Source organism: Gordonia jacobaea (assembly GCF_001186365.1).
Classification (GTDB): Bacteria; Actinomycetota; Actinomycetes; order Mycobacteriales; family Mycobacteriaceae; genus Gordonia; species Gordonia jacobaea.
The window spans coordinates 223308-246220 of the sequence record NZ_LDTZ01000016.1 but is presented as its reverse complement, the minus strand read 5'-3'; the positions used below and the strand labels follow the sequence as shown (position 1 = coordinate 246220).

The window sequence follows — 22913 nt, the reverse complement described above, 5'->3', positions numbered from 1 at the left end:
CGATGACGCACACCGCACCCGACGCCGCGACGTCTGATCTCGAGGCCGACCTCGACGACCTCCGCCGCATCGGCACCGACCTGACCGGCGGAGTCCCCGACGGCGACCCGGCAACCGCGTGGCAGCGTCGACGCGACGCCTACAAGCTCGTCGGCCCGCTCAATCGGCGCAAGTTCACCGTGATCGTGGTGGGTACCGGCCTGGCCGGAGCCGGATGTGCCGCAGCTCTGGGCGAACTCGGCTACAACGTGTCGTCGTTCACCTTCCACGACGCCCCGCGGCGAGCCCACAGCGTCGCCGCGCAGGGCGGCATCAATGCCGCCCGCGCACGCAAGGTCGACAACGACTCGGTGCACCGATTTGTCGTCGACACCGTCAAGGGTGGCGATTTCCGTGGCCGCGAGGCCGACGCCTTCCGCCTCGCGGAGGAGTCGGTGCGGGTCATCGATCACCTCAACGCCATCGGCGCGCCCTTTGCCCGCGAGTACGGCGGATCGTTGGCCACCCGCAGCTTCGGCGGGGTGCAGGTGTCGCGCACCTACTACACGCGCGGCCAGACCGGCCAGCAGTTGCAGGTCGCGGCGTCGCAGGCGTTGCTCCGACAGGTCGCGGCGGGCACCGTCACCCTCCACACCCGCCAGGAGATGCTCGATCTGATCGTGGCGGACGGCCGCGCACAGGGCATCGTCGTCCGCGACCTGGTGACCGGCGAGATCACCGCGCAGACCGCGCACGCCGTCGTGCTCGCGACCGGCGGGTACGGCACCGTCTACTTCCAGTCGACGCTCGCGCGCAACTGCAACGCGACGGCGTCGTGGCGTGCCCATCGTCGTGGTGCGCTGCTGGCATCGCCGTCGTTCATCCAGTTCCACCCCACCGCGCTGCCGGTGAGCGCGGAGTGGCAGTCCAAGACGACGTTGATGAGCGAGTCGCTACGCAACGACGGCCGCATCTGGGTTCCGAAGAAGGAGCACGACGACCGCCCGCCCGGCGACATCCCCGACGCAGAGCGCGACTACTACCTCGAACGCCGCTACCCCGCCTACGGCAACCTCACCCCGCGCGACGTCGCATCGCGGGCGGCCGTGACCGAGATCAACGGCGGGCACGGAGTCGGGCCCCTGCACAACAGCGTCTACCTCGACTTCGCCGACGCCCTTGCGCGCCTTGGCAAATCGACCATCTCCGAGCGCTACGGCAATCTCTTCTCGATGTACCGCGACGCCACCGGCGAAGACCCCTACGAAGTCCCGATGCGTATCGCGCCTGCGGCTCACTTCACCATGGGCGGCCTCTGGTCGGACTTCGACCAGATGTCGTCGATCCCAGGTCTTTTCGTCGGCGGAGAGGTGGGGTGGGGCTATCACGGCGCCAACCGCCTCGGCGCCAACTCGCTGCTGTCGGCATGCGTCGACGGCTGGTTCACCCTGCCCTACTCGGTGCCGAATTACCTTGCGCCCCTGCTCGGAGACGAACCGCTGCCACTCGATCACGAGGCTGTGCAGCACGCGGTCACATCGGTGCGTGATCGGATATCCCGGCTGATCGCGGTCGACGGAACCACCGGCCCCGACCGCTTCCACCGCAGGCTCGGCGAGATCCTCTATCGCGGCTGCGGCGTCATGCGCAGCGCCGACTCGTTGACGACGGCCATCGCCGAGATCCGCGAGCTGCGCGACGAATTCTGGTCCGACGTACGGGTTGTCGGCAGCGGCGCGCAGTTCAATCAGGAACTCGAACGGGCGGGCCGCGTCGCCGATTTCATGGAACTCGCAGAACTGATGTGCCTCGACGCGCTCGATCGCGACGAGTCGTGCGGCGCGCACTTCCGCGTCGAACACCAGACCGCGCAGGGCGAGGCGCTGCGCGACGACGAGCATTGGACCTTCGCCTCCGCGTGGGAGACCACGCCGACCGGGGAGCAGATCCGCCACCGCGAACCACTCGAGTTCAGTGCGGTGCCGTTGCAGACACGAAACTACAAGTGAGACTTGATCAGTGAGGATGCCGGCATGAGAATCACCATCGAAGCCTGGCGGCAGGCCGACGCCGACGACGACGGGCGTTTCGAGACTTACGTGGTCGACGACGCGACAGCCGAGATGTCACTGCTCGACGTCCTCGACCGCCTCAACGATCATCTCGTCGACGCGGGCGAGCAACCCATCGCCTTCGACTCCGACTGTCGCGAAGGCGTGTGCGGCGCCTGCGGGATGATGGTGAACGGGCGCCCGCATGGTCCGACACCCAACACGCCGTCGTGTCGGCAACACCTCCGACACTTCGACGGCGCGACGCACCTGCGCCTGGAACCCTTGCGCGCGAGCAGTTTTCCGGTCATCCGCGACCTCGTCGTCGACCGGTCCGCACTCGACAGGGTGATCGAAGCCGGCGGGCACGTCGCGGTTGCGGCGGGTCAGGCCCCCGACGCCGACGCCGAACTCGTCGACCACAACACCAGCGAGAAGGCCCTCGACTACGCGGCCTGCATCGGCTGCGGCGCGTGTGTTGCCGCCTGCCCCAACGGTGCCGCGCACCTGTTCGCGGGCGCCAAACTACTCCATCTGGCCGCGCTGACCCAGAGCAAACAGGAGCGTGGCAGGCGGGCGCACGCGATCACCGGGCAGATGGAACAGGACTTCGGCCCGTGCTCCACCTACGGGGAGTGCGCAGACGTCTGCCCGGCCGGGATTCCGCTCGACGCCGTCGCCGGGGTCAACCGCGAGGCGTTGCGATTCGGATTGCGCCGCAAGGCGAATTGAGCGTCACCAGATCCCGATGAGCTTCATCCACGGCGCGCCGATCGCGGTCCAGATGATGATGTTGACCACCGACATCAGGAAGCCGACGCGGAACCACTCACTGGTCTTGATGTAGCCCGACCCGTACATGACACCGGCCGGACCGGACGAGTAGTGGGCCAATCCGCCGAACAGGCTGCCGATGAAACCGAAGACCAGCGCACTGAACAGCGGCGGCGCTCCGGTGGCGACCGCCGCACCGAGGAACACGGCATACATCGCGACGATCTGCGCGGTGTTCGACGCGAACAGATAGTGCACGTAGAAGTAGACGAGCGTGAGGACGGCGAACGCCACCAGCCACGGCAGGCCGTCGACGCTGGAGGCCACCTTGTCGCCGACCCAGTCGATCACCTTGAGCTTGCGGAGTTCGTCGGCCATCGCGACAAGCACACCGAAGAAGATCAGCGTCTGCCACGCTCCGGTGTCGGTGACGATGTCCTTCCACGTCAGCACGCCGGTGACGAGAAGAATCGCGATGCCCGCGAAGGCGGTGGTCGTGGCGTCGACGTTCAGTTGTTTGCCAAGACACCACAGGATGAGCAGCAGCACGAACGTGGCGGCGAGAATCCACTCGTTGCGCGACATCGAGCCACTCTTCTTCAGTTCGTCGCGCGCGAGGGCGGGGGCCTCCGGTGTCTTCTTGAGCGTCGGCGCGTAGATCTTCGACATCACCCACGGCGTCGCGATGAGGCTGACGAGACCGGGAACGATCGCGGCGAGTGCCCAGTTGCCCCAGGTGATCTCGATCTTCATCTTCTCCGCGGCCTCCTGGGCCAGCGGATTGCCCGCCATCGCGGTGAGGAACATGGCGGAGGTGACCACGTTGACCTGCAGCGCCGTCAGCATCAGGTAGGCGCCGAGCTTGCGCCGCGAGGCGTCGGTCTTCGGCGTCGAGTCGACGAGTTCGGCGAGCGATCGCACGATCGGGTAGATCACTCCGCCCGCGCGTGCGGTGTTCGACGGCGTCGCGGGAGCAAGGATGAGATCGGCGATCCCCATCCCGTACGCCAACCCGAGACTCGACTTGCCTATTGCGCGCACGAAGATCAGCGCAACCCGACGCCCGAGACCCGTGACGATGAACGCCTCGGCGATGAAGAACGACGCGACGATGAGCCAGATGGTCGTGTTCGAGAAGCCCGCGAGCGCCTCTTTGGGCGTCATCGTCTTGGTGACCATCGCCAGCGCGAGCCCGATGATCGCCACCGAACCCGTCGGCAGCGGCTGCAGGATCAGTCCCAGGATCGTCGCGACGAAGATCCCGAGCATGTGCATGCCGTTGGCGTCGACGCCGGCCGGAGCCGGGATGAAGTAGATGATCACGCCGACGATCAGTGGAATGCCACCGCGCCACCAGGTCGGGCTGAGATGGAAGTGGTGCGGGTGTTCGGCGTGGTCGGTCGAATCGGGCTGGTCGCTGGTACTGGGCTGGTCTGGGGAATCGGACTGGTCGGTCGAACTGGGCTTGTCGGTCGAATCCGGGTGGTCTGAGGGCGGTGGGTCCTTCTCGGAAGGAGGCGTCACCTCATCAAGGTTCCTCGCCCGAGTAGCATCCGGGCAATGTCCGACGCCAAATCGTCATCTACGCCAACGCCCGCGACGCGCCCTTCTCTTTCGCCCACCTACGCGCTGCGCCGAAAACTGCCCGACAACGGGCTCGGAAAGGCACTCTTCTCCCTCGGGATGTCGGTGCGGGTGCCGTACTTCGGCACGATCCTCCCCTACGTCGACGAGATGCGGCCCGGATACTGCAGGGTCACAGCACCCAAGTGGTTCGGCGTCTACAACCACATCCACACCTTCCATGCCATCGCGGCATGTAACCTCGCCGAGGTCGCGATGGGCATGCTGATGGAGGCGACGACACCGACGACGCATCGATGGATTCCGAAGGGGATGACCGCCGACTACCTGACGAAGGCGACCACCCGCCTGTCAGCCGTCGCCACACTCGCCGAACCCGTCGACTTCGCTGTCATCGACTCCGGACGCGATGTGGTGGTGTCCATCTCGATCACCGACACGCACGGCGTCGAGGTCGTTCACTGCGAGATCACCACCTGGGTGACGCCGACCGCGTGACCTGGCGCTCCACTTGCCCTGCCGGGCCATGACGAAACTCCTAGGCTGAACAAGTCAAGCAACCGAGAGGACTGACTATATGTGTGGCATCTGCGGTGAAATCCGGTTCGACGGCTCGGCGCCCGACGCCTCTGCCGTCGACACCATGACCTGCTCGATGACCCGTCGCGGTCCCGACGGTTCAGGACTGTTCGTGAAAGGGTCGGTGGCTCTCGGGCATCGACGACTCAAGATCATCGACCTGTCGGAGCGCGGCGCGCAGCCGATGGTCGACTCCGAACTCGGCCTCGCAATGGTGTTCAACGGCTGCATCTACAACTACAAGGAACTGCGCGCAGAACTCGAGGGCAAGGGCTACCGCTTCTTCTCCCACGCCGACAGTGAGGTGATCATCAAGGCGTTCCACGCCTGGGGCACCGACTGCGTCGATCACCTCATCGGGATGTTCGCCTTCGCCGTCGTCGACACCGATTCCGGTGTGGTGACCCTCGCGCGCGACCGGCTGGGGATCAAACCGCTCTATCTGTCGGAGACTCCTGGACGTCTACGCTTCGCGTCGTCGCTGCAGGCACTGCTGCGCGCCGGTGATGTCGACACGTCGCTCGATCGCGTTGCGCTGCATCACTATTTCAGCTTCCACGCGGTGGTTCCCGCACCCCACACCATCTACAATGGCGTGCGCAAATTGCCGCCCGCCACAGTGCGCGTCATTCAACCCGACGGACGCAGCACCGAACGTCGTTATTGGGAACCGGTTTTCGCGCCCGATCCCAGCCGTGCCGACTGGGACGCGGTGCGCTGGCAGGACGAACTGATGGATTCGCTGCGCACCTCGGTTCGACGTCGCATGGTCGCCGACGTTCCGGTCGGCGTGCTGCTCTCCGGCGGAATCGATTCGTCGTTGGTCGTGGCACTTCTCGCCGAGCAGGGGCAGAAGGATCTCGCGACGTTCAGCATCGGATTCGATTCCGCGGGAGGCGAATCGGGCGACGAGTACGCCTACTCCGACCTCGTCGCCGAGACGTTCGGCACCGACCACCACAAGATCCACATCGGCACCGATCGCCTCCTGCCCGCCGTCCCCGACACCATCGCGGCCATGAGCGAGCCCATGATCAGCCACGACTGCGTCGCGTTCTATCTCCTCTCGCAGGAGGTCAGCAAGTCGATCAAGGTCGTGCAGTCGGGGCAGGGCGCCGACGAGATCCTCGGCGGTTACTCGTGGTATCCCCCGCTGCAGGGGATCGCACGCGAAGAGACCACCAAGGCCTACCGCGAGGTCTTCTTCGACCGCTCGCATGCCGACGTCCTGGCGCTGCTCAACGATCAGTACCTGCTCGGCGACAGCAACTACGACCCCAGTTGGGAATTCGCCCTCGCACACCAGTCCGCTCCCGGTGCGGATTCGGCCGTCGACGCCGCGTTGCGTCTCGACACGACGGTGATGCTGGTCGACGACCCGGTGAAACGAGTCGACACCATGACGATGGCGTGGGGCCTCGAGGCGCGCGTGCCGTTCCTCGATCACCAATTCGTCGAGCTCGCCGCGACATGCCCGCCCGACCTCAAGCTGAATCCGAGCGGCAAGGGTGTCCTCAAGGAGGCATCTCGAAAGTTGTTGCCCGCAGCGGTGATCGACCGCACCAAGGGATACTTCCCCGTCCCCGGCATTCGCCACCTCGAGGGCGGAGTGCTCGATCTGGTCACCGATACCCTGCGCGCGCAGTCGGCGAAGGACCGCGCGCTGTATCGACCGGAGACCCTCGACCGGTTGTTTGCCGATCCCAACGGCACGCGCACCACGCTCGATTCCAACGAGCTGTGGCAGCTCGCCGTACTCGAAATGTGGCTGCAGGCCATGGAAGACATCACGCCACGGTGAGCGCGGACGACATCACCGACACCGGAATCGTCGACGAGCAGGCCGACGCGACGACTCTCGTCAACTTCGACGATCGTGGGTGGCACACCTACGGGCCGTCGGTCTCGCCGGACGGCAGGGCGTTCGCCTATATCGTCGACGACGGCGCGGGCTATCCGCGTGCGGCACAACGTGTGTTGTCGCCCGAGGGTGTCGGCGAGCTGCGCTGGGTGAGCGTCCCCGCAACCGGTCCCGTCCGCAAGCTCGTGCACTCGATGGACGGCGAATGGCTCGCCGTCGAGTTGGCGCCGAGTGGCGGTGAGCACCACCAGGTCTGGGTTGTCACCACCGATCCCGACGACAACAGGTCGCATCGCATCGGCAGCAACCGTCAGGAGACCGAATCCGATTGGTCGAACAGGGCGACGCTCGGTTCACGACGTTCGTTCGGCACGGTCTCACTCGTGGGTTGGGACACCGATTGGGTGTTGATCACCGCGACGACCCCCGACGGCACGGCGTATTCGGTTCGCGCACATCCCGGTACGGGCGCGACCGAGATACTCGACGTCCGCGTCGGCGGCGCGCTGATCGACTCGTGGAAGGGCGCGGCGCTCCTGCGTGTCGGCCCTCGCGGATTCCGCGACATGCTGCTGCTCCGCCGTAACGAGGCTGAGGACGCGGCCGATTCGGACGAGATGTCGATGTCGACCATCCTGCCCAACGATCCCGGCTCGGTGACCGACCAGGGTTATATCCTCGACCAGGGATTCGACCACCCTTCACTCGTCTTCGTCGGTCCCCCACAGGATTCCAGTCGCGATCTCGACAGCGTGCAGGCTTTGGTCACGAGCGATTTCGACGCCAAGTTCCCCCGCCTGCTCGGCGTCGAGGTCTCCAAGACCGGCAAACGTTTCCGCGTCCTCGCCCAGCGCGCGGGCGCAGGACTCGACGAGTTCGCGGTCAGCAACGACCAGTCGACAGTCGCGATGCTCTGGAACGTGGGTGGCCGAAGCGAGCTGCAGATTCTCACGCTGCCGGATCAGACCTTGCACGATCCGATCCCGCTACCCGGCGACGTCGCGTCGGATCTGTCGATCAGTGCTGCCGGAACCATTGTCGCGCTGACGATTTCGTGCCCACAGCACTCGCCGCTCGTACACCTCGTGCACACGCCGACATCGTCGGTGACGCCGATCCGCGACGACGTGATCACAGGCACCGGCCCGTCGTCGGCGTTGCGTCCGGAATACCGCGAGTTCTCCGCGCGTGACGGAATGCCGTTGTCCGGATGGCTGTATCGCGCGAAGAGTACCGATGCGGGCCCACCTCCATGCCTGCTGTACTTTCACGGAGGTCCCGAGGCCGAAACCCGCCCCGACTACCAGTTCTTGTTCGGGCCACTGGTCGACGCCGGAATATCGGTGTTCGCACCCAACGTGCGCGGGTCGTCGGGTTACGGTCGCCTTTTCTCTCACGCCGACGACCGGTACGGCCGTTATGCGGGCATCGACGACGCAGCCGATTGCGCGGCACACATGTGTTCGTCCGGCGTTGCCGACCCCGACCGCCTCTACGTCTCCGGCCGCTCGTATGGCGGTTACCTCACGTTGGCGGCGTTGACCTTTCATCCCGAGGTGTTCGCCGCGGGCATCGCAATCTGCGGCATGAGCGATCTCGAGTCGTTCTTCCGGAACACCGAACCGTGGATCGCCGTCGCGGCGTACACCAAGTACGGGCACCCCGAATCCGATCGCGAACTACTCCGCGATCTCTCACCGATCCACCGCATCGACGACATCACCGCGCCGCTGCTGGTGGTCCACGGCGCACACGACACCAACGTGCCGGTCAGCGAATCCCAGCAGATGGTCGACGAATTGCGTGCCCGTGGCGGGATCGCCGAGCTCCTGATGTTCGACGACGAGGGCCACGAGATCGTCAAGCGCCATAATCAGCAGCGGCTCACCGAGGCTGTGGCGCAATGGATCACGCGTCACCCGTCTGCGGCGGCGGCACATCACGAAGTTCGTGACCGCAAGCAGGGGCACGTGCACCATGAGTAGCAAGATGACCAACCGCCTACTCGTCCAGCTTGCTGAGACCCGGTCGGGTAACGACCGCGCAAACGTGCTCGAGGAGATGCGTCGACTCATTCTTTCCGGAGGGGCGCCTCCCGGCACTCAGATCATGCCCGCCGACATCGCCGACGCGTTCGGAGTCAGCGCGATCCCCGTCCGTGAAGCACTGAAAACCCTTGTCGGCGAGGGGCTTGTCGATCACCAGCGTAATTCTGGATACCACGTCAGCCAACTGTCCCTTGCCGAACTCAAGGAGATCTACTTCGTTCGCGGAGTTCTCGAACAGGCCGCTCTCGCCCGGTCCGTCTCGAACATCACCGACGCGCAGATCGCAGCGGCCACCGAGTTTCACCAGGAACTGCTGACTGCGACGAAGTTCAACGACGGCAAGGCATTTCACGACGTGTCACGGCGGTTCCACACCACGCTGACCGCCCCCTGCGAGATGCCGCGCCTGCTCAACATGTTCGACGCGACGTGGAACCTCACCGAACCGTTCCAGGTGATGCGCTCCGTCGACGCCCCGACCCAGGCGAAGCTGAACTCCGACCACGCCGACCTGCTCGCCGCCTTCACCGCCCGCGACACGTCGGCCGTCCTTGCCGCCGCGAGCGTTCATCACGCCAGGCTCGAGGAAGCGATCATCGAGACAAGCGAATCACTCGGCGTGCGACCGGACCTCGCCTGACGGAACATTCCGGGACGTCGGCTCGGCTTCGGTGTCCGCCTCATGACCGGATGCCGCGACGGAGATGTCGGAGGTTGCCGACGCGACGTGGCCGGAAGAGACCTCGCGCGGAAAGGCAAGGCGTACCGACAGATACGCGAACACCGGTCCCAAGAAGTTCATCGCGACGACCGATACCCATGCGGCCCAGGGATTTCCCGCGTCGAACCCGAATCCACCGAAGAAGGTCGCAAAGTACGAGGCGAAGCCGAGGAACATGCCCGGGATCAACGCGAGCGCCCCGATCCTCCCGGAGAACATCAACGCCGAGTTGACCACGAAGATGATCACCGCAAGCACGAGGTTCTGCGCAAACCGCCCCTCCCCGGCGATCGTGCCGATGTGCGTATCGATGAGCACGATGACGAGTGCGAACGTCGACCCAACCGGCATGGTCAGCCACAAGCGCCTGGCGTTCGCCCAGGACGGACCGCCGAGCAAAAACGTTCCGGCCCAACCGATGAAGATCGCCCACGGCGGTAGGTTGAGCGCGGTCCCGCCGATGAACGCGGTCAGGCCCGCGAGGATGGATGCAACGATCTCGTGGGGAATGCGGTCACGCATGGACAACCTCCAGCAGTTCGGTGGTACGGGTGGTACGGGCGACGATGCGCCCGTCTTTGATGACGAAGCAGCGGTCCGGCCGATCGAGCAGCGCGTCGGCGACGCTGTGGGTCGACAGCACAACGAGATCCGCCCTTCGGCCCGGCGCGATTCCGTACCTATCCGCGATACCGACGATGTCGGCGGCGGAGTAGGTGGCCATGGTCAGCACCCTGGCGAGGTCGTCGGGACCGGACAGATGCGAGACCTGCGCGAGAAACAGGCCGATGTCGAGTAGGTCAGCATTTCCGTAGGGCGTGAAGGCGTTACGCACGTTGTTCGACGAGAAGGCGCATTGCACACCCGCGTCCCACAGATCGCGCACCGGAACCACACCTCGTCGAATGTTGTGGGTGTCGGTGCGCCCGCCGAGGTGAATGTCGGTCGCGGGCAGGGGAACCACCGCGACTCCCGCCGCCGCGAGGTCGGCGAGCACGGCGCGACGTTCACCGGCGGGTAGGCCAGCCAACGATGTCATGTGCCCCACCGCGACTCGCCCCGCCATACCGCGTGCTGCGGTGACCTCGGCTATCCGTGCGGCCAGACCGAAACGCGGATCGGAAGCGTCGTCGGCGAAGTCGGCGTGCATGTCGACTCTCACCCCGAACTCCTCGGCGAGGTCGAAGACCATATCGATGTGGCGGTGACAGTCGACGACGTCGGCTTCGTTGTACGTACACCCACCCACCACGTCGGCACCGCGCCGCAGTGCCTCGCGCATCAGGTCGATGGTGCCCGGCGCCTTGAGAATTCCCTCTTGCGGGAAGGCGACGATCTGCAGATCGATGCGCCCGCGATACTCGTCGCGCAGTTCGAGCAGTACCTCGACGCCGAGCAACCCGATGATCGGGTCGACATCGGGATGCGCTCGAATCAGACTGGTGCCGTTGATGATCGCCTGATCGATCACCTGCCGCGCACGGGCGGCGACGGCGTCCGGGGTGAATCGACTCTTGAGCGCGCCGGTTACTGCAATCGCGCCCGCGAGCGTGCCGTCGCGGTTGGGTTCCTCCTTGTCGAGGAGCGCCTTGTCGAGGTGCATGTGCGACTCGATCAAGCCCGGAATCACCACGCGGCCCGCACATTCGATTGTCTCGTCCGCCTCAGCCGTGCTCTGCGAACAGATCTCGCGGATGTGCCCGTCGTCGATCTCGATGTCGACGAGTGGGGCATCGTCAGACAACCGTACGTCGCGCAGAACCAGGTCCATTGGTCGCTCCTTCGGTGTTCGACGCCGCGTCGATCGGCGTCAAGATCTGTCTCCACCTTCGATCGGAGTTGTTTCCTCGCACTGCACGAGTCGTAACGCATCGGTTAAAGTTGGTCATACCAAGAGACCAAGTTCGACTGAAAGAAGGAGAGCGCATGCTGCGTCGCGGACACACACTCAGTGCCAGCACTGCCGCCTACCTGGAGAAAATGGTGGTCGACGACCTCTCTCCCGGCGACAAGTTGCCGCCCGAGCGCGTACTCGCCGAGAACCTCGAGGTCTCCCGCACCACGATCCGCGAGGCACTCAGCGACCTCGAGCAGCGCAGGCTCGTCACCAGGACACCCGGTCGCGGAACAGTCGTCGCGCGACGCTCGGCCAACGCCACTGCGCTGTTGGAGACGATGAGCGACGACGCGGAGGAAGATCACGTCGCCGAACTGCGCATGCTGATCGAACCCCAGGTCGCGGGACTCGCCGCCGACCGGGCAACAGCGTCGGATCTCGTTGCGCTCGAATCCATCCTGGCGTCGACCCACACGGGCCTCAACCCCACCGAATCACTCGCCCAGGATGTCGCCTTCCACATGCAACTCGCTCGAGCAGCACGCAACCCGCTGCTGGTGTCGCTCTGCCAACTCAGTGCGGGGTGGGTCCAGACGGTCCGCGCGCGCTCGCACGCCACCCGCGAAGGTCGACGCAACTCCTACAACGGCCACCGCGACATCCTCGAGGCCGTACGCGCCAACGACCACCACCAGGCGGTCGCAGCCATGACCGCACACCTCGAAGAGGTCGTCCGACTCGTCGAACGGAGCAATCAGTGACGATTCAGAAAGCCGGGACTATGCAGAAAACCGGGACCGTGCACGCCGCGAGTGAGAACGTCATCCTCCCAGCGGGTTCAGGCCCGATCATCGGCGATGACTACCTCGACTGCCGACCCGACGACGTGTTCTGGGGCGATCTGCCCTGCGCGGCCGACACCGCCATCATGTCGATCGACCCGGGCACCAGCGTCACCATCGACACCCTCAGCCACGAAGGCATCCTTTCCGACCAGGGTCGTGATCCCCGCGCCTTCTTCGGTACGCACGGCGTCGACCCCGACATGGTGCTCGACGAGGCAGTCGCCCTGTGCGCCTCCGACCGCACGCATGTCCAGGGCGTCGACGGACCGCATGTCGTGACCGGGCCAATCGAGGTGCGTGGAGCGCAGCCGGGCGATCTTCTGGCGATGACCGTCGTGGAGACCAGGCGTCGAGTCCCCTACGGCGTCGTGTCGAATCGCCACGGTCGCGGTTCACTGCCTGGCGAGTACCCGCTCGGCGGTGCGACGTACAGCGCATTCGTGTCGGTCGAGGGCGAGGGCGACGATGCCCGCGGAGTTCTACCCCTGTCGACGTCGAATCCACAACTGGCCGCGCGCTTTCCGCTTGCGCCGTTCCTGGGCATCATGGGTGTGGCAGCCGCGGGCGACGTGCGACTCAACTCGATTCAGCCCGGTCCGCACGGCGGCAACCTCGACCTCACGCTCCTGACCGAGGGTGCGACCCTCTATCTGCCGGTGCAGGTTCCCGGCGCGCTGGCGTATGTCGGTGATCCGCACTTCGCGCAGGGCGACGGCGAGGTCGCGCTGACCGCGCTCGAGGCGTCACTACGGGCGACCATCCGATTCGACGTGATCCCTGCCTCCGACGTGACCGCGCGCTTCGGCGAACTCGTGGCACCGATCGCCGAAACCCGAGACTTCCTGATTCCGACGGGCCTCGACCCCGACCTCGACGTCGCCGTGCAGAATTGCGTGCGCTCCGCGATCTCGCTGCTGGGCGTGCGGTACGGCATGGAACCCGCGCAGGCCCTCGCCTATCTCAGCGCCGCAACGGATTTCAACATCTCTCAGGTCGTCGACCTGGTGAAGGGCGTGCACGCGCGGATTCGACGATCGGATTTCGCGCAGTGACCGCACCCGACGACCTCGACGCCGTCGTACGTCGATTCTGGGCAGCGGCAGCAGCAGACGACCACAGCGCCATGCACCGGTTTCTGTGCACCGACATCACCTGCGTCGCAGGCCCCGGGGTACTCCACGGTGTCGCCGACACCCTGCGTTCGGGCGCGCTCACACACGCCATCGGCAGCCTGATCGACGTCCATACCTGGAGTTGCGGAATCGATCTCGGTAGCGCACTCGTCGTCTACGACGTTCCCGAAGGAGGCAGGGCCGTGCAGTCGCAGGTGTGGCGACGTCACGACGCGACCTGGCGCCTCGTCACGGTCCACACGAGCACGCCGCGTCGCGGATTCGATTCGACGGTGTGGCGAGTCGTCGGCGATCCACTCATCGAGGCGGCAGCACCGGGACCGCTGACCGGAACGACGGTCGCTGTGAAAGATGTTTTCGCAGTTGCCGGTTTCCCCACCGGCGGCGGGGTACCCGCATACGAACGGTCGGTCCCGGCCGCAACCGAGCACTCCGCGGCCGTTGCGCGGCTGCTGAACTCGGGTGCACACATTCGCGGCATCGCCCGCACCGACCAGTTCGCCTACTCGATGGCGGGCGACAACCAGCATTACGGAACACCTCCCAACGCCGCGGTCCCGGCAGCGCTTCCCGGGGGCTCGTCGAGTGGCCCGGCAAGCGCGGTAGCCCACGGCGACGCCGACCTCGGGCTCGCGACCGACACCGCCGGGTCGATCCGCACTCCCGCGTCGTATCAGGGGCTGTGGGGCCTGCGTTCCACGCACGGGTCCATCTCCACGCGCGGGTTGTTGGCGCTGGCACCGGATTTCGACACCATCGGCCTGCTGAGTCGCGACCCCGACCTTCTCGCACTGGCGACCACGACACTGCTCGACGCCCGGTCGACGACCGACATCGGTTCCGGCATGCCGACACTCGACGATCTCGACATCGACGACGGTGAACTCGCCCGCCTTGCCGAGGCATTCCGCGTACACCAGGCATTCCAGGCATGGTCTGTCCACGGCGACTGGATCACCGCGCATCCAGGTGCACTCGAGGGATCAGCGGCCGCACGTTTCGCCGTGGCTGCGGCCATCGATGCCGACGACGACGCCCGGGCCCTTGACGAACTAGCGGCCCTCGCAGCGCAGTTCGACGAGCAACTCGGCGATGATGTCCTCGACATTCCCGCAGCGGCAACGGCCGCACCCCGCCGTTGGGCATCCGACGCAGAGGTCGAGAAGACCCGAACGGCCACACTGCAACTGACCGCGATCGCGGCGGCAACCGGTCGACCCGCGGTGACGTTCCCGGATCGCGAGACGTCGGATGGCCCCATCGGACGCAGCCTCGTCGGTCCGCGCGGCAGCGACACCGCGCTCATCGCTCGGGCGATCGAACTCGCGTCCGCCAGTCCCGCCGCCACCCCCGATCAAGGAGGATTCTCGCGTTGCTGACCCGCATTCACGCGATCCCCACCGAACGCATGCACCTGTCATTGATGCTGGCGCTCACGTTCACCACCGGCATCAACGACGCCGTCGGCTATCTCGGCCTCGACAAGGTCTTCACCGGCAACATGACCGGCAACGTGGTGATCCTCGGCATGGCGCTCGCGGGTGGTTCCGGCCTGCCCATCCTCGGACCCGCAATGGCCCTTGCGGGCTTCATGATTGGTGCAGCTATCGGTGGGCGCACACTGCGACACGCCGAGCGTCGATGGACGCTTGGCACCACGGTCCTGTTCGCAACGGTCTCCGCGACGATGGTCGCCTTGGCCATCACGCTGTTCATCTCCGGCGACCAGCCCGAACATGCGGTGATGATCACGGTGACGACAATCGCGGCCACCGCGATGGGCATTCAAGCCGCCGCGGCGCGCGCCGTCGCCGTCAAGGACGTGACGACCGTCGTCGTGACCTCGACCATCACCGGCCTCGCCGCCGACTCCTTCTTCGGGTCCGGCAAAGGCGGTGGAACAGGTCGACGCACCGCCGCGGTCATCTCGCTGATCGCGGGCGCGGCACTCGGCGTGGTGTTGATGCGCGTCCACATGGGCACAGCACTACTCGTCGCGGGTGTGGTGATCGCCGTGGTCGCCGTCGTCGGTGCCGTCCACGATTCGCCCACCGGCCGAAGGCACCGCTCCGCGACGCACTCCGCCGCCAATGCGGACTGACGTGCGAATATATTCGGTGTGACGCGGAATATATTTGTGTGTTAATTGTCGGGTAACAAAGGGTTCTTAGTTTCGACTCAGGCACTTCGGAGACCACTCCGATGTCACCAATGCCCCGAGGAGAATCATGAGCGCTTCATCCGACGCGCAGATCGCCACCGAGCACCATAGTGCGGCGGGCGAAAGCATCATCAAGGTCGGCTACGACCAGCAATTGACGAATGAGGATCTGGCTCCGCTGAAAGAGCAGAGCTGGACCTGGTACAACATCTTCGCGTTCTGGATGTCGGACGTGCACAGCGTCGGCGGGTACGTATTCGCCGGAAGCCTTTTCGCACTGGGCATCTCGTCGTGGCAGGTGCTCGTTTCACTGTTGGTGGGCATCGTCGCCGTCAACATACTCTGCAACCTGGTGGCCAAGCCGTCCCAGCAGGCCGGCGTGCCGTACCCGGTCACCACGCGAATCTGCTTCGGCGTCAAGGGCGCCAATATCCCGGCAATCATCCGCGGCTCCATTGCCGTTGTCTGGTACGGAATTCAGACATATCTGGCATCGACGGCATTCGGTTTGCTGGCGCTGAAATTCTGGCCGGCACTCGAGCCCTACGGCGAGAACGGTTCGCACGCGTTCCTCGGCCTGTCACTACTCGGCTGGGCCGGCTTCGTCGTGATGTGGGTGCTGCAGGCGCTCGTCTTCTGGAACGGCATGGACACCATCCGCAAGTTCATCGACTTCTGCGGACCTGCCGTCTACGTCGTGATGATCGCGCTCGCGGTGTACCTGATCGCCAAGGCGGGCTGGAGCAATGTGCACTTCGATCTGTCGGAGGGCTCCGGTATCAGCGGAACGTGGCCGACCATCACGATGATGATCAGCGCATTCGCCCTCGTGGTCTCCTACTTCTCGGGCCCGATGCTCAACTTCGGCGACTTCTCTCGCTACGGCAAGACCTTCGGCGAGGTCAAGAAGGGCAACTTCTGGGGTCTCCCGGTCAACTTCCTCTTCTTCTCGATCCTCGTCGTGTGCACCGTCTCGGCGGGCGCCACCGTGATCGGTCGCGACGCCGACGGCAAGATCGTCACCGACCCCGTGCACATCGTCGACCAAATCGACAACACCACGGCCGCCGTTCTCGGCGTACTGACCTTCGCGATCGCCACCATCGGCATCAACATCGTCGCCAACTTCGTCTCCCCAGCATTCGACTTCTCGAATGTCGCGCCCACCAAGATCTCCTGGCGCATGGGCGGCATGATCGCGGCGATCGGCTCGGTCATCATCACGCCGTGGAATCTGTTCAACAACCCGAGCGCAATTCACTACACGATGGACACCCTCGGGGCCGTGATCGGACCACTGTTCGGCATTCTCATCGCTGACTTCTACCTCGTGAAGAAGCAGAAGATCATCGTCGACGACCTGTTCACCATGAGCCCCGAGGGCGCCTACCACTACCGCGGTGGTTGGAACCCGGTTGCGGTCATCTCGGTGGTGCTCGCATCGATCATCCCGATCTGCTTCGTCATCTGGGGCACCTCGTACGAGGCCAGCTTCACCTGGTTCATGGGCGCCGCAGCAGGTTTCATCTTCTACTACGCCGGAATGAAGTTGGCCTCGCCGTACTTCCTCCACGGCATGCACGTCCCGGCAGCGACCATCACGACCGACATGGAGGTCGCCGCCGACGGCACCATGCTTCCCGGTTCGCCGACGGCAAGCCCTGCCGCCGAAGCAAAGGACACAGCGGATTCGACGTCGAGCGCCGAGGCCGAACCTGCATCCTGACACCCGCCTCGTGGCGACACCGCATCCGACGCAACTGCGCGGATCGCGATGTCGCCACGAGGCTCTGGTCAACACCTCAGAACGACGCCACATGAGAAGGCAAGGGAGACAACCACACCGATGAAGTTGTGCGTCATCAACCCCAACACGACCGCGGAGATGACCGCGGTGATCGCCGCCGCAGCACGGTCGGTGGCACGGCCGGACGCCGAAATCGTCGCGATCACCTCCGAAGCCGGCCCCTCGTCGATCGAGAGCCACGTCGACGAGGCACTCGCTGTCCCGGGACTACTTCGGGCCATCAGCGCCAACCCCGACGCCGACGGATATCTGGTTGCGTGCTTCGGCGACCCCGGCCTCGACGCCGCTCGTGAACTGGCTGTGGCACCGGTCCTCGGGATCGCCGAGGCCGCAATGCATCTCGCCGCGCCGCTCGGCCGAGGGTTCTCGGTGGTCACCACATTGCACCGGACGATCGGACGAGCCGCAGATCTCGTGGCGCACTACGGATTCAGCACGCAGTGTCGCGGCATCCATGCGTGTGAGATCGCCGTGCTCGACCTCGAGACCAACCCCGACACCGCCGAGATCCTCGCGAAGGCATGCCGTGAAGCGCTCGCGACGGACGGTTCCGACGCCATCGTGCTCGGATGCGCGGGCATGGCCGACCTCGCGGCCGAACTCTCCGCCGACCTCGGAGTCCCCGTCATCGACGGCGTCGCCGCCGGTGTCGGGATGCTCTCGGCGATGGCCGCGATGGGCCTGCACACGGGTACCGCGTCCGGCGAGTTCGCCGCACCACCGGTCAAGGAGTACCGCGGTCTGCCGCCCGAGCTCGATCCGCGATGACCCCGCAGGTTAGGGTTGATCCCCATGACCGTCCCCGCCGATCGATCGGCGTCCGACCACGACGCTGAAGTCACCGAACTGGCCTTCGCGGCAGCTCGTGGCGACCGTCGGGCGCTCGAGCAGTTCGTGCGGGAGACACAGCGTGACGTCTGGCGATTCGTCGCACATCTCGCCGACCCCCGCGTCGCCGACGACCTGACGCAGGAGACCTACCTCAGGGCGATCCGCTCGCTTCCACGCTTCGCGGGCAATTCGACGGCCCGCACCTGGCTCCTCGCCATCGCGCGACGCGTCTGCGCCGACGACGTACGCCGCGCAATGTCGCGTCCGCGCATCGCGGGCGGCGTGGACTGGATCGACGCCGCGGATACCCGGCAGCCGCGCTCGACGGGGTGGGAAGACGTCGTCGACGTCAATCTCCTGCTCGACGATCTACCTCCGGAACGACGTGAAGCTCTCGTGTTGACGCAGGTCCTCGGGCTGTCGTACCAGGAGGCTGCCGAGGTCACCGGCTGCCCGGTCGGTACGGTGCGTTCGCGCGTCGCCCGCGCACGCGAAGCGCTGATCGGCGCGGCCAACACTCCTCATCGGGGTGAACGCACCAGCTGACCTGCAGGCGACGCCGGTCAGGACCTAAGCCTTATGCCTTTTCTCAGGCAGGTTTGCGTACCCTTGAGAACGGCGACGGACCGTTATCCAGCCGTATCGGCGCATTCGTGTCGCGACGATGTGGTCGGTCCTCACCCCAGATGACGAGCGAAAGAGATGTGAGGGACCTGTGGCCGACAAGCGTCGCAAGCCGATCGTTGACCCGCGAGCGGCAGAGAAGCGCCGTTCCCTGCTGATGAAGATCGGTGCAGCCGTAGTGCTGGTCGCCCTGGCCGTCGGAATCGGCGTCTGGGTGCTCGTCTCGAACGAGTCGGCCACCGGATCGTCGAGCAATGTCACCGTCGCCACCGACAACGCCTACCGCGTCACCACAGCACCCAAGGGCACCACCCCGCCCGTCACGGTGACGGTTGTCGAGGACTTCCAGTGCCCCGCCTGCCGCTCCTTCGAGACCCAGTTCGCCGGTGCCATGGAGCAGATCCGCAGCAATCCGAAGGTTGCCGTCGACTACATGCCGATCGCCATCCTCGACCGGATGTCGACCACCAATTACTCGTCACGCGCAGCCAATGCCTCGGCGTGCGTCGCGCAATCGACCGCAGGTGACGGCAACTTCGACACCTGGATCAAGTTCCACAACGCGCTCTACGCCCAGCAGCCCGAAGAGGGTGGTCCCGGCCTGACCAACGATGAGCTCAACTCGATCGCCAAGCAGGTCGGAGCGACAAACCTCAAGCAGTGCATCGGCGACGAGCAGTTCAGCGGCTTCGTGAAGGACACCACCCAGAAGGCGCTCAACTCGGGAGTCAACTCGACGCCGACCATCAAGATCAACGGACAGCCGGTCCAGCTCAGCACCCCGGATGCCCTCATTGCAGCGGTCAACGAGGCAGCGAACAAGCAGTAGCCGACCGACACCATCGCACCCGATACGCGAGGCACCAACCATGAGCACGACACACGCCGACGACAACGCGCACGTCCCCGTCGACACCGACAAGGAGTCAATCGACGCAACGCGCGCCGACGCCGACTCGGAGGTCGCCCGGTCCGACACCGGCGAACAGTCGGGTTCACGAGGTCTGACCGGCCTCGTGCACGTGAGCCGACCCACCGGGTGGGTGCTACTCATCCTCGGGGTCCTCGGATTCGTCGCGGCGTCGACGCTCGCCATCGAGAAGATTCACCTTCTGCAGAACCCCGACTACGTGCCGAGTTGCTCGCTCAACCCGGTCATCTCGTGTGGCTCGGTCATGGAGAGTTGGCAGGCGGGTCTGTTCGGGTTCCCCAACCCGCTGATCGGCATCGCGGCGTTCGCGGTGGTCATCGTCACAGGCGTGCTCGCCGTAGCCGGGATCGCCCTCCCCCGCTGGTACTGGCTCGGCATGACACTCGGAAGCCTCGCGGGCTTCGTGTTCGTCAACTTCCTCGCATACTCCGCGCTGTACAAGATCCACGCGTTGTGCCCGTACTGCCTGGTCGTGTGGGTCGTCGTGCCGATCATTCTCGTGCTGAGCATCAACCGTGTCATCGGCGACAGCCCACGCGGCCGCGAGATTCGCGGTTGGCTGTGGGTCGCGCTGCCCGTCTGGTACGCCATCGTGATCGTCGCCATCCTCGTCGAATTCTGGGACTACTGGCAGACCCTGATCTGACGCGGTAGACGCCTTCGGGAAAATCCTCGGGAACTGTCCGGCACCCGCAGACGACATACTTGTAGGAGTACGTGCGCGGCCGGCGGATCGTCGTAGACGGGTGGTCGCAAACGGTCGGGTCATCCCCGACGCCGCGGCGCGCGTATACGGACGAAGAGATCGAGGACGATGTGACCACGCTGGAATCCCGCACGAGCTCGACCGGAGAACCCGAGTCGGCCCACGCAGGAATCGCCGACGCCGGGAACGCACTGCAACGAATCCAGCTCGACGTGACGGGTATGACCTGCGGCGCGTGCGCAGCGAGGGTCGAGCGCAAGCTCAACAAGGTCGACGGCGTCAAGGCGTCGGTGAACTACGCAACGCGCGTCGCGACGATCGACGCCGCCAACGACGTGAACGCCGACACGCTGTGCGAGGTCGTCGACGCGAGCGGTTACGGCGCAAGCGTCCGCAGCGACACTCCCACCCCCATTCCCGACACCGATGGCGACGAGGCCAAACGCCTGTTCCGTCGACTCGCCGTCGCGCTGATCCTCTTCATCCCTCTCGCAGACCTGTCGATCGTGTTCGCCGTCGTGCCGTCGACGAGATTCACGGGATGGCAGTGGCTGCTCCTGGCGCTGGCGCTACCGATCCTGACGTGGTGCGCGTGGCCCTTCTACCGCGTCGCGGCGAAGAATCTCCGCACCGGCAACGCGACCATGGAAACGCTTGTCACGCTGGGTGTTCTCGCCGCGGCCGGGTGGTCGCTCTACTCGATGTTCTTCGCGACAGACACCGAATCGGCGGCTTCGCAGGGTGTGTGGGCTGCCATCTGGAGCGCCGACTCGATCTATCTCGAGGTCGCGACCGGCGTCACCGTGCTCGTCCTTGCCGGCCGCTATTTCGAGGCGCGAGCACGCTCCCGTGCGGGCGGCGCACTGCGGGCATTGGCCGCGCTCGGCGCCAAGGACGTCTCGGTCCTGCTGCGCGACGGCACCGAGATGCGCATCCCCGCGGGTGAACTGTCGGAGGGCCAGCGTTTCGTCGTCCGTCCGGGCGAGACGATCGGCACCGACGGCCTGGTCATCGAGGGATCTGCCGCCGTCGACATGAGCGCGATGACGGGCGAATCGAAGCCGGTCGACGTCGAGCCGGGTGAACCGGTGATCGGCGGAACCACCGCACTCAACGGACGCCTGATCGTCGAGGCCGCAGCCGTCGGACCCGATACAGCGTTCGCAGGCATGATGCGTCTGGTCGAGGAGGCTCAAACCGGTAAGGCCAACGCCCAGCGCCTCGCCGACCGTGTCGCCGGTGTCTTCGTGCCGGTCGTCGTCGCGATCGCCGTGGTGACGGTCGGTGCGTGGCTGCTCGCAGGTGGTCCCGTCGAGCGTGCGGTCGCCGCGGGACTGGCAGTGCTGGTCATCGCATGTCCGTGCGCCCTGGGTCTCGCCACGCCGATCGCCGTCATGGTCGCGACCGGCCGCGGTGCCCAGTTGGGCATCTTCCTCAAGGGCTATCAGGCGCTCGATACCTCCCGCTACATCGACACCGTCGTCTTCGACAAGACCGGAACCGTCACCGAGGGCGCACTGTCGGTGACGCAGGTGTACAGCGACGACGAGGCGCAACTCTCCGATGAGCGCCTACTCGCGCTGGCGGGTGCCGTCGAATCCGCGTCCGAGCATGCCGTCGGTTCAGCGATCGTCGCCGCGGTCGACGAGACGGACCGCCTCGAGGTCACCGACTTCCGCGCCGAACCCGGACGTGGCGTTGTCGGAACGGTCGACGGGCATCGGGTCACCGTCGGGTCACCTCGCTGGGTGTCGCAGTCGGTGGACGACGCGGGTGGCGTGATTCCGGCGGCGACCGCTCGTCGTCGACGAGACGCAGAAGCCAAGGGCGAGACCGTGATCTACGTGGCCGTCGACGGCCGACTGAGCGGACTGATCGCCGTCGCCGACACCGTGAAGTCCAGTGCCGTACCCGCCATCGCCGCGCTGCAGGCCGCAGGCATGCGCACCGTCCTGCTGACCGGCGACAACTCCGGCGCCGCACACGCGGTCGCCGACGAGGTCGGTATCACCGACGTGGTCGCCGAGGTGCTTCCCGACGCCAAGGTCGACGCGATCCGCGAGCTGCAGGAGGCCGGGCACTCGGTGGCGATGGTCGGCGACGGCATCAACGACGGCCCCGCGCTGGCCACCGCAGATCTCGGCGTCGCGATCGGTCGCGGCACCGACGTCGCGATCGGCGCTGCCGACGTCGTGCTGGTGCGCGACGACCTGCGGGCCGCCCCCGCCGCGCTGAGCCTGGCGCGAGCCACCCAGCGCACGATCCGGACCAACCTCATCTGGGCGTTCGGCTACAACGTCGCGGCCATCCCGATCGCCGCGGCCGGTGTGCTCAACCCGCTGATCGCGGGCGCGGCGATGGCCCTGTCGTCGTTGTTCGTCGTCTCCAACAGCCTGCGACTACAGCACTTCGGCGCGCGGAAGTAGCGCCGGTCCACGGTG

The 22913-nt window shown here is 65.8% G+C and carries 19 protein-coding genes; 16 read left to right on the top strand and 3 right to left on the bottom strand.

Annotated features, from left to right (window positions below):
* The first annotated feature begins 2 nt into the window (after positions 1–2).
* Together ABW18_RS09945 and ABW18_RS09940 are read left to right on the top strand one after the other, a co-directional pair.
* Positions 3–1988 (top strand): fumarate reductase/succinate dehydrogenase flavoprotein subunit, encoded by a 1986-nt coding sequence (locus ABW18_RS09945; RefSeq protein ID WP_049698828.1) that lies wholly within the window; start codon positions 3–5, stop codon positions 1986–1988.
* A gap of 24 nt (positions 1989–2012) precedes the next feature.
* The gene (locus ABW18_RS09940; RefSeq protein ID WP_049698827.1) at positions 2013–2762 is read left to right on the top strand and encodes a succinate dehydrogenase/fumarate reductase iron-sulfur subunit; all 750 of its coding nucleotides are present in this window, start codon (positions 2013–2015) and stop codon (positions 2760–2762) included.
* Between the two features lie 3 nt (positions 2763–2765).
* Here ABW18_RS09940 and ABW18_RS09935 read toward each other — a convergent pair whose 3' ends face one another.
* Entirely contained in the window at positions 2766–4328 is a 1563-nt protein-coding gene (locus ABW18_RS09935; RefSeq protein WP_049698826.1) for an anion permease, read from the bottom strand.
* A 36-nt stretch (positions 4329–4364) separates the two neighbouring features.
* Here ABW18_RS09935 and ABW18_RS09930 point away from each other — a divergent pair, with 36 nt between their 5' ends.
* The 4 genes from ABW18_RS09930 (at position 4365) to ABW18_RS09915 (ending at position 9516) form a co-directional block, all read left to right on the top strand.
* The gene (locus ABW18_RS09930) at positions 4365–4886 is read left to right on the top strand and encodes a hotdog fold domain-containing protein (protein WP_049698825.1); all 522 of its coding nucleotides are present in this window, start codon (positions 4365–4367) and stop codon (positions 4884–4886) included.
* A 79-nt stretch (positions 4887–4965) separates the two neighbouring features.
* On the top strand, positions 4966–6768 hold the full coding sequence (locus ABW18_RS09925) for an N-acetylglutaminylglutamine amidotransferase (RefSeq protein WP_049698824.1): 1803 nt from the start codon (positions 4966–4968) through the stop codon (positions 6766–6768).
* On the top strand, positions 6765–8813 hold the full coding sequence (locus tag ABW18_RS09920) for a S9 family peptidase (RefSeq protein WP_152930050.1): 2049 nt from the start codon (positions 6765–6767) through the stop codon (positions 8811–8813). The genes ABW18_RS09925 and ABW18_RS09920 overlap by 4 nt, the downstream gene beginning before the upstream one ends.
* On the top strand, positions 8806–9516 hold the full coding sequence (locus ABW18_RS09915; RefSeq protein ID WP_197494452.1) for a GntR family transcriptional regulator: 711 nt from the start codon (positions 8806–8808) through the stop codon (positions 9514–9516). The genes ABW18_RS09920 and ABW18_RS09915 overlap by 8 nt, the downstream gene beginning before the upstream one ends.
* Here ABW18_RS09915 and ABW18_RS09910 read toward each other — a convergent pair.
* Positions 9487–10119: a DUF1097 domain-containing protein gene (locus tag ABW18_RS09910; protein WP_049698823.1), complete on the bottom strand. Its 633-nt coding sequence runs from the start codon at positions 10117–10119 to the stop codon at positions 9487–9489. The two genes, ABW18_RS09915 and ABW18_RS09910, sit on opposite strands and share 30 nt — an antisense overlap.
* Positions 10112–11368, bottom strand: a complete 1257-nt coding sequence (locus ABW18_RS09905; RefSeq protein ID WP_049698822.1) for an amidohydrolase family protein — start codon at positions 11366–11368, stop codon at positions 10112–10114. The genes ABW18_RS09910 and ABW18_RS09905 overlap by 8 nt, the downstream gene beginning before the upstream one ends.
* Positions 11369–11523: 155 nt before the next feature.
* Between ABW18_RS09905 and ABW18_RS09900 the strand changes: the two genes are divergently transcribed.
* The 10 genes from ABW18_RS09900 (at position 11524) to ABW18_RS09855 (ending at position 22898) form a co-directional block, all read left to right on the top strand.
* Positions 11524–12195: a FadR/GntR family transcriptional regulator gene (locus tag ABW18_RS09900; RefSeq protein ID WP_049698821.1), complete on the top strand. Its 672-nt coding sequence runs from the start codon at positions 11524–11526 to the stop codon at positions 12193–12195.
* On the top strand, positions 12192–13331 hold the full coding sequence (locus tag ABW18_RS09895; RefSeq protein ID WP_231894072.1) for an acetamidase/formamidase family protein: 1140 nt from the start codon (positions 12192–12194) through the stop codon (positions 13329–13331). The genes ABW18_RS09900 and ABW18_RS09895 overlap by 4 nt, the downstream gene beginning before the upstream one ends.
* A complete protein-coding gene (locus ABW18_RS09890) occupies positions 13328–14791 on the top strand; it encodes an amidase family protein (RefSeq protein ID WP_049698820.1) in 1464 nt (487 codons plus the stop codon). Before ABW18_RS09895 ends, ABW18_RS09890 begins: the two co-directional genes overlap by 4 nt.
* The gene (locus ABW18_RS09885) at positions 14785–15513 is read left to right on the top strand and encodes a DUF1275 family protein (protein WP_049698819.1); all 729 of its coding nucleotides are present in this window, start codon (positions 14785–14787) and stop codon (positions 15511–15513) included. The genes ABW18_RS09890 and ABW18_RS09885 overlap by 7 nt, the downstream gene beginning before the upstream one ends.
* Positions 15514–15640: 127 nt before the next feature.
* On the top strand, positions 15641–17299 hold the full coding sequence (locus ABW18_RS09880) for an NCS1 family nucleobase:cation symporter-1 (protein WP_049698818.1): 1659 nt from the start codon (positions 15641–15643) through the stop codon (positions 17297–17299).
* Positions 17300–17419: 120 nt separating this feature from the next.
* Positions 17420–18148, top strand: a complete 729-nt coding sequence (locus tag ABW18_RS09875) for an aspartate/glutamate racemase family protein (RefSeq protein WP_049698817.1) — start codon at positions 17420–17422, stop codon at positions 18146–18148.
* A 24-nt stretch (positions 18149–18172) separates the two neighbouring features.
* Complete coding sequence (sigC, locus tag ABW18_RS09870) at positions 18173–18757, top strand: RNA polymerase sigma factor SigC (protein ID WP_049698816.1); 585 nt, start codon at positions 18173–18175, stop codon at positions 18755–18757.
* Positions 18758–18926: 169 nt separating this feature from the next.
* Positions 18927–19664 carry a DsbA family protein gene (locus tag ABW18_RS09865; RefSeq protein WP_049698815.1) on the top strand — a complete coding sequence of 246 codons (738 nt, stop codon included), beginning with the start codon at positions 18927–18929 and terminating at the stop codon, positions 19662–19664.
* Between the two features lie 40 nt (positions 19665–19704).
* Entirely contained in the window at positions 19705–20412 is a 708-nt protein-coding gene (locus tag ABW18_RS09860; RefSeq protein WP_049698814.1) for a vitamin K epoxide reductase family protein, read from the top strand.
* Positions 20413–20642: 230 nt separating this feature from the next.
* A complete protein-coding gene (locus ABW18_RS09855; protein WP_420841302.1) occupies positions 20643–22898 on the top strand; it encodes a heavy metal translocating P-type ATPase in 2256 nt (751 codons plus the stop codon).
* The last annotated feature ends 15 nt before the right edge of the window (positions 22899–22913 follow it).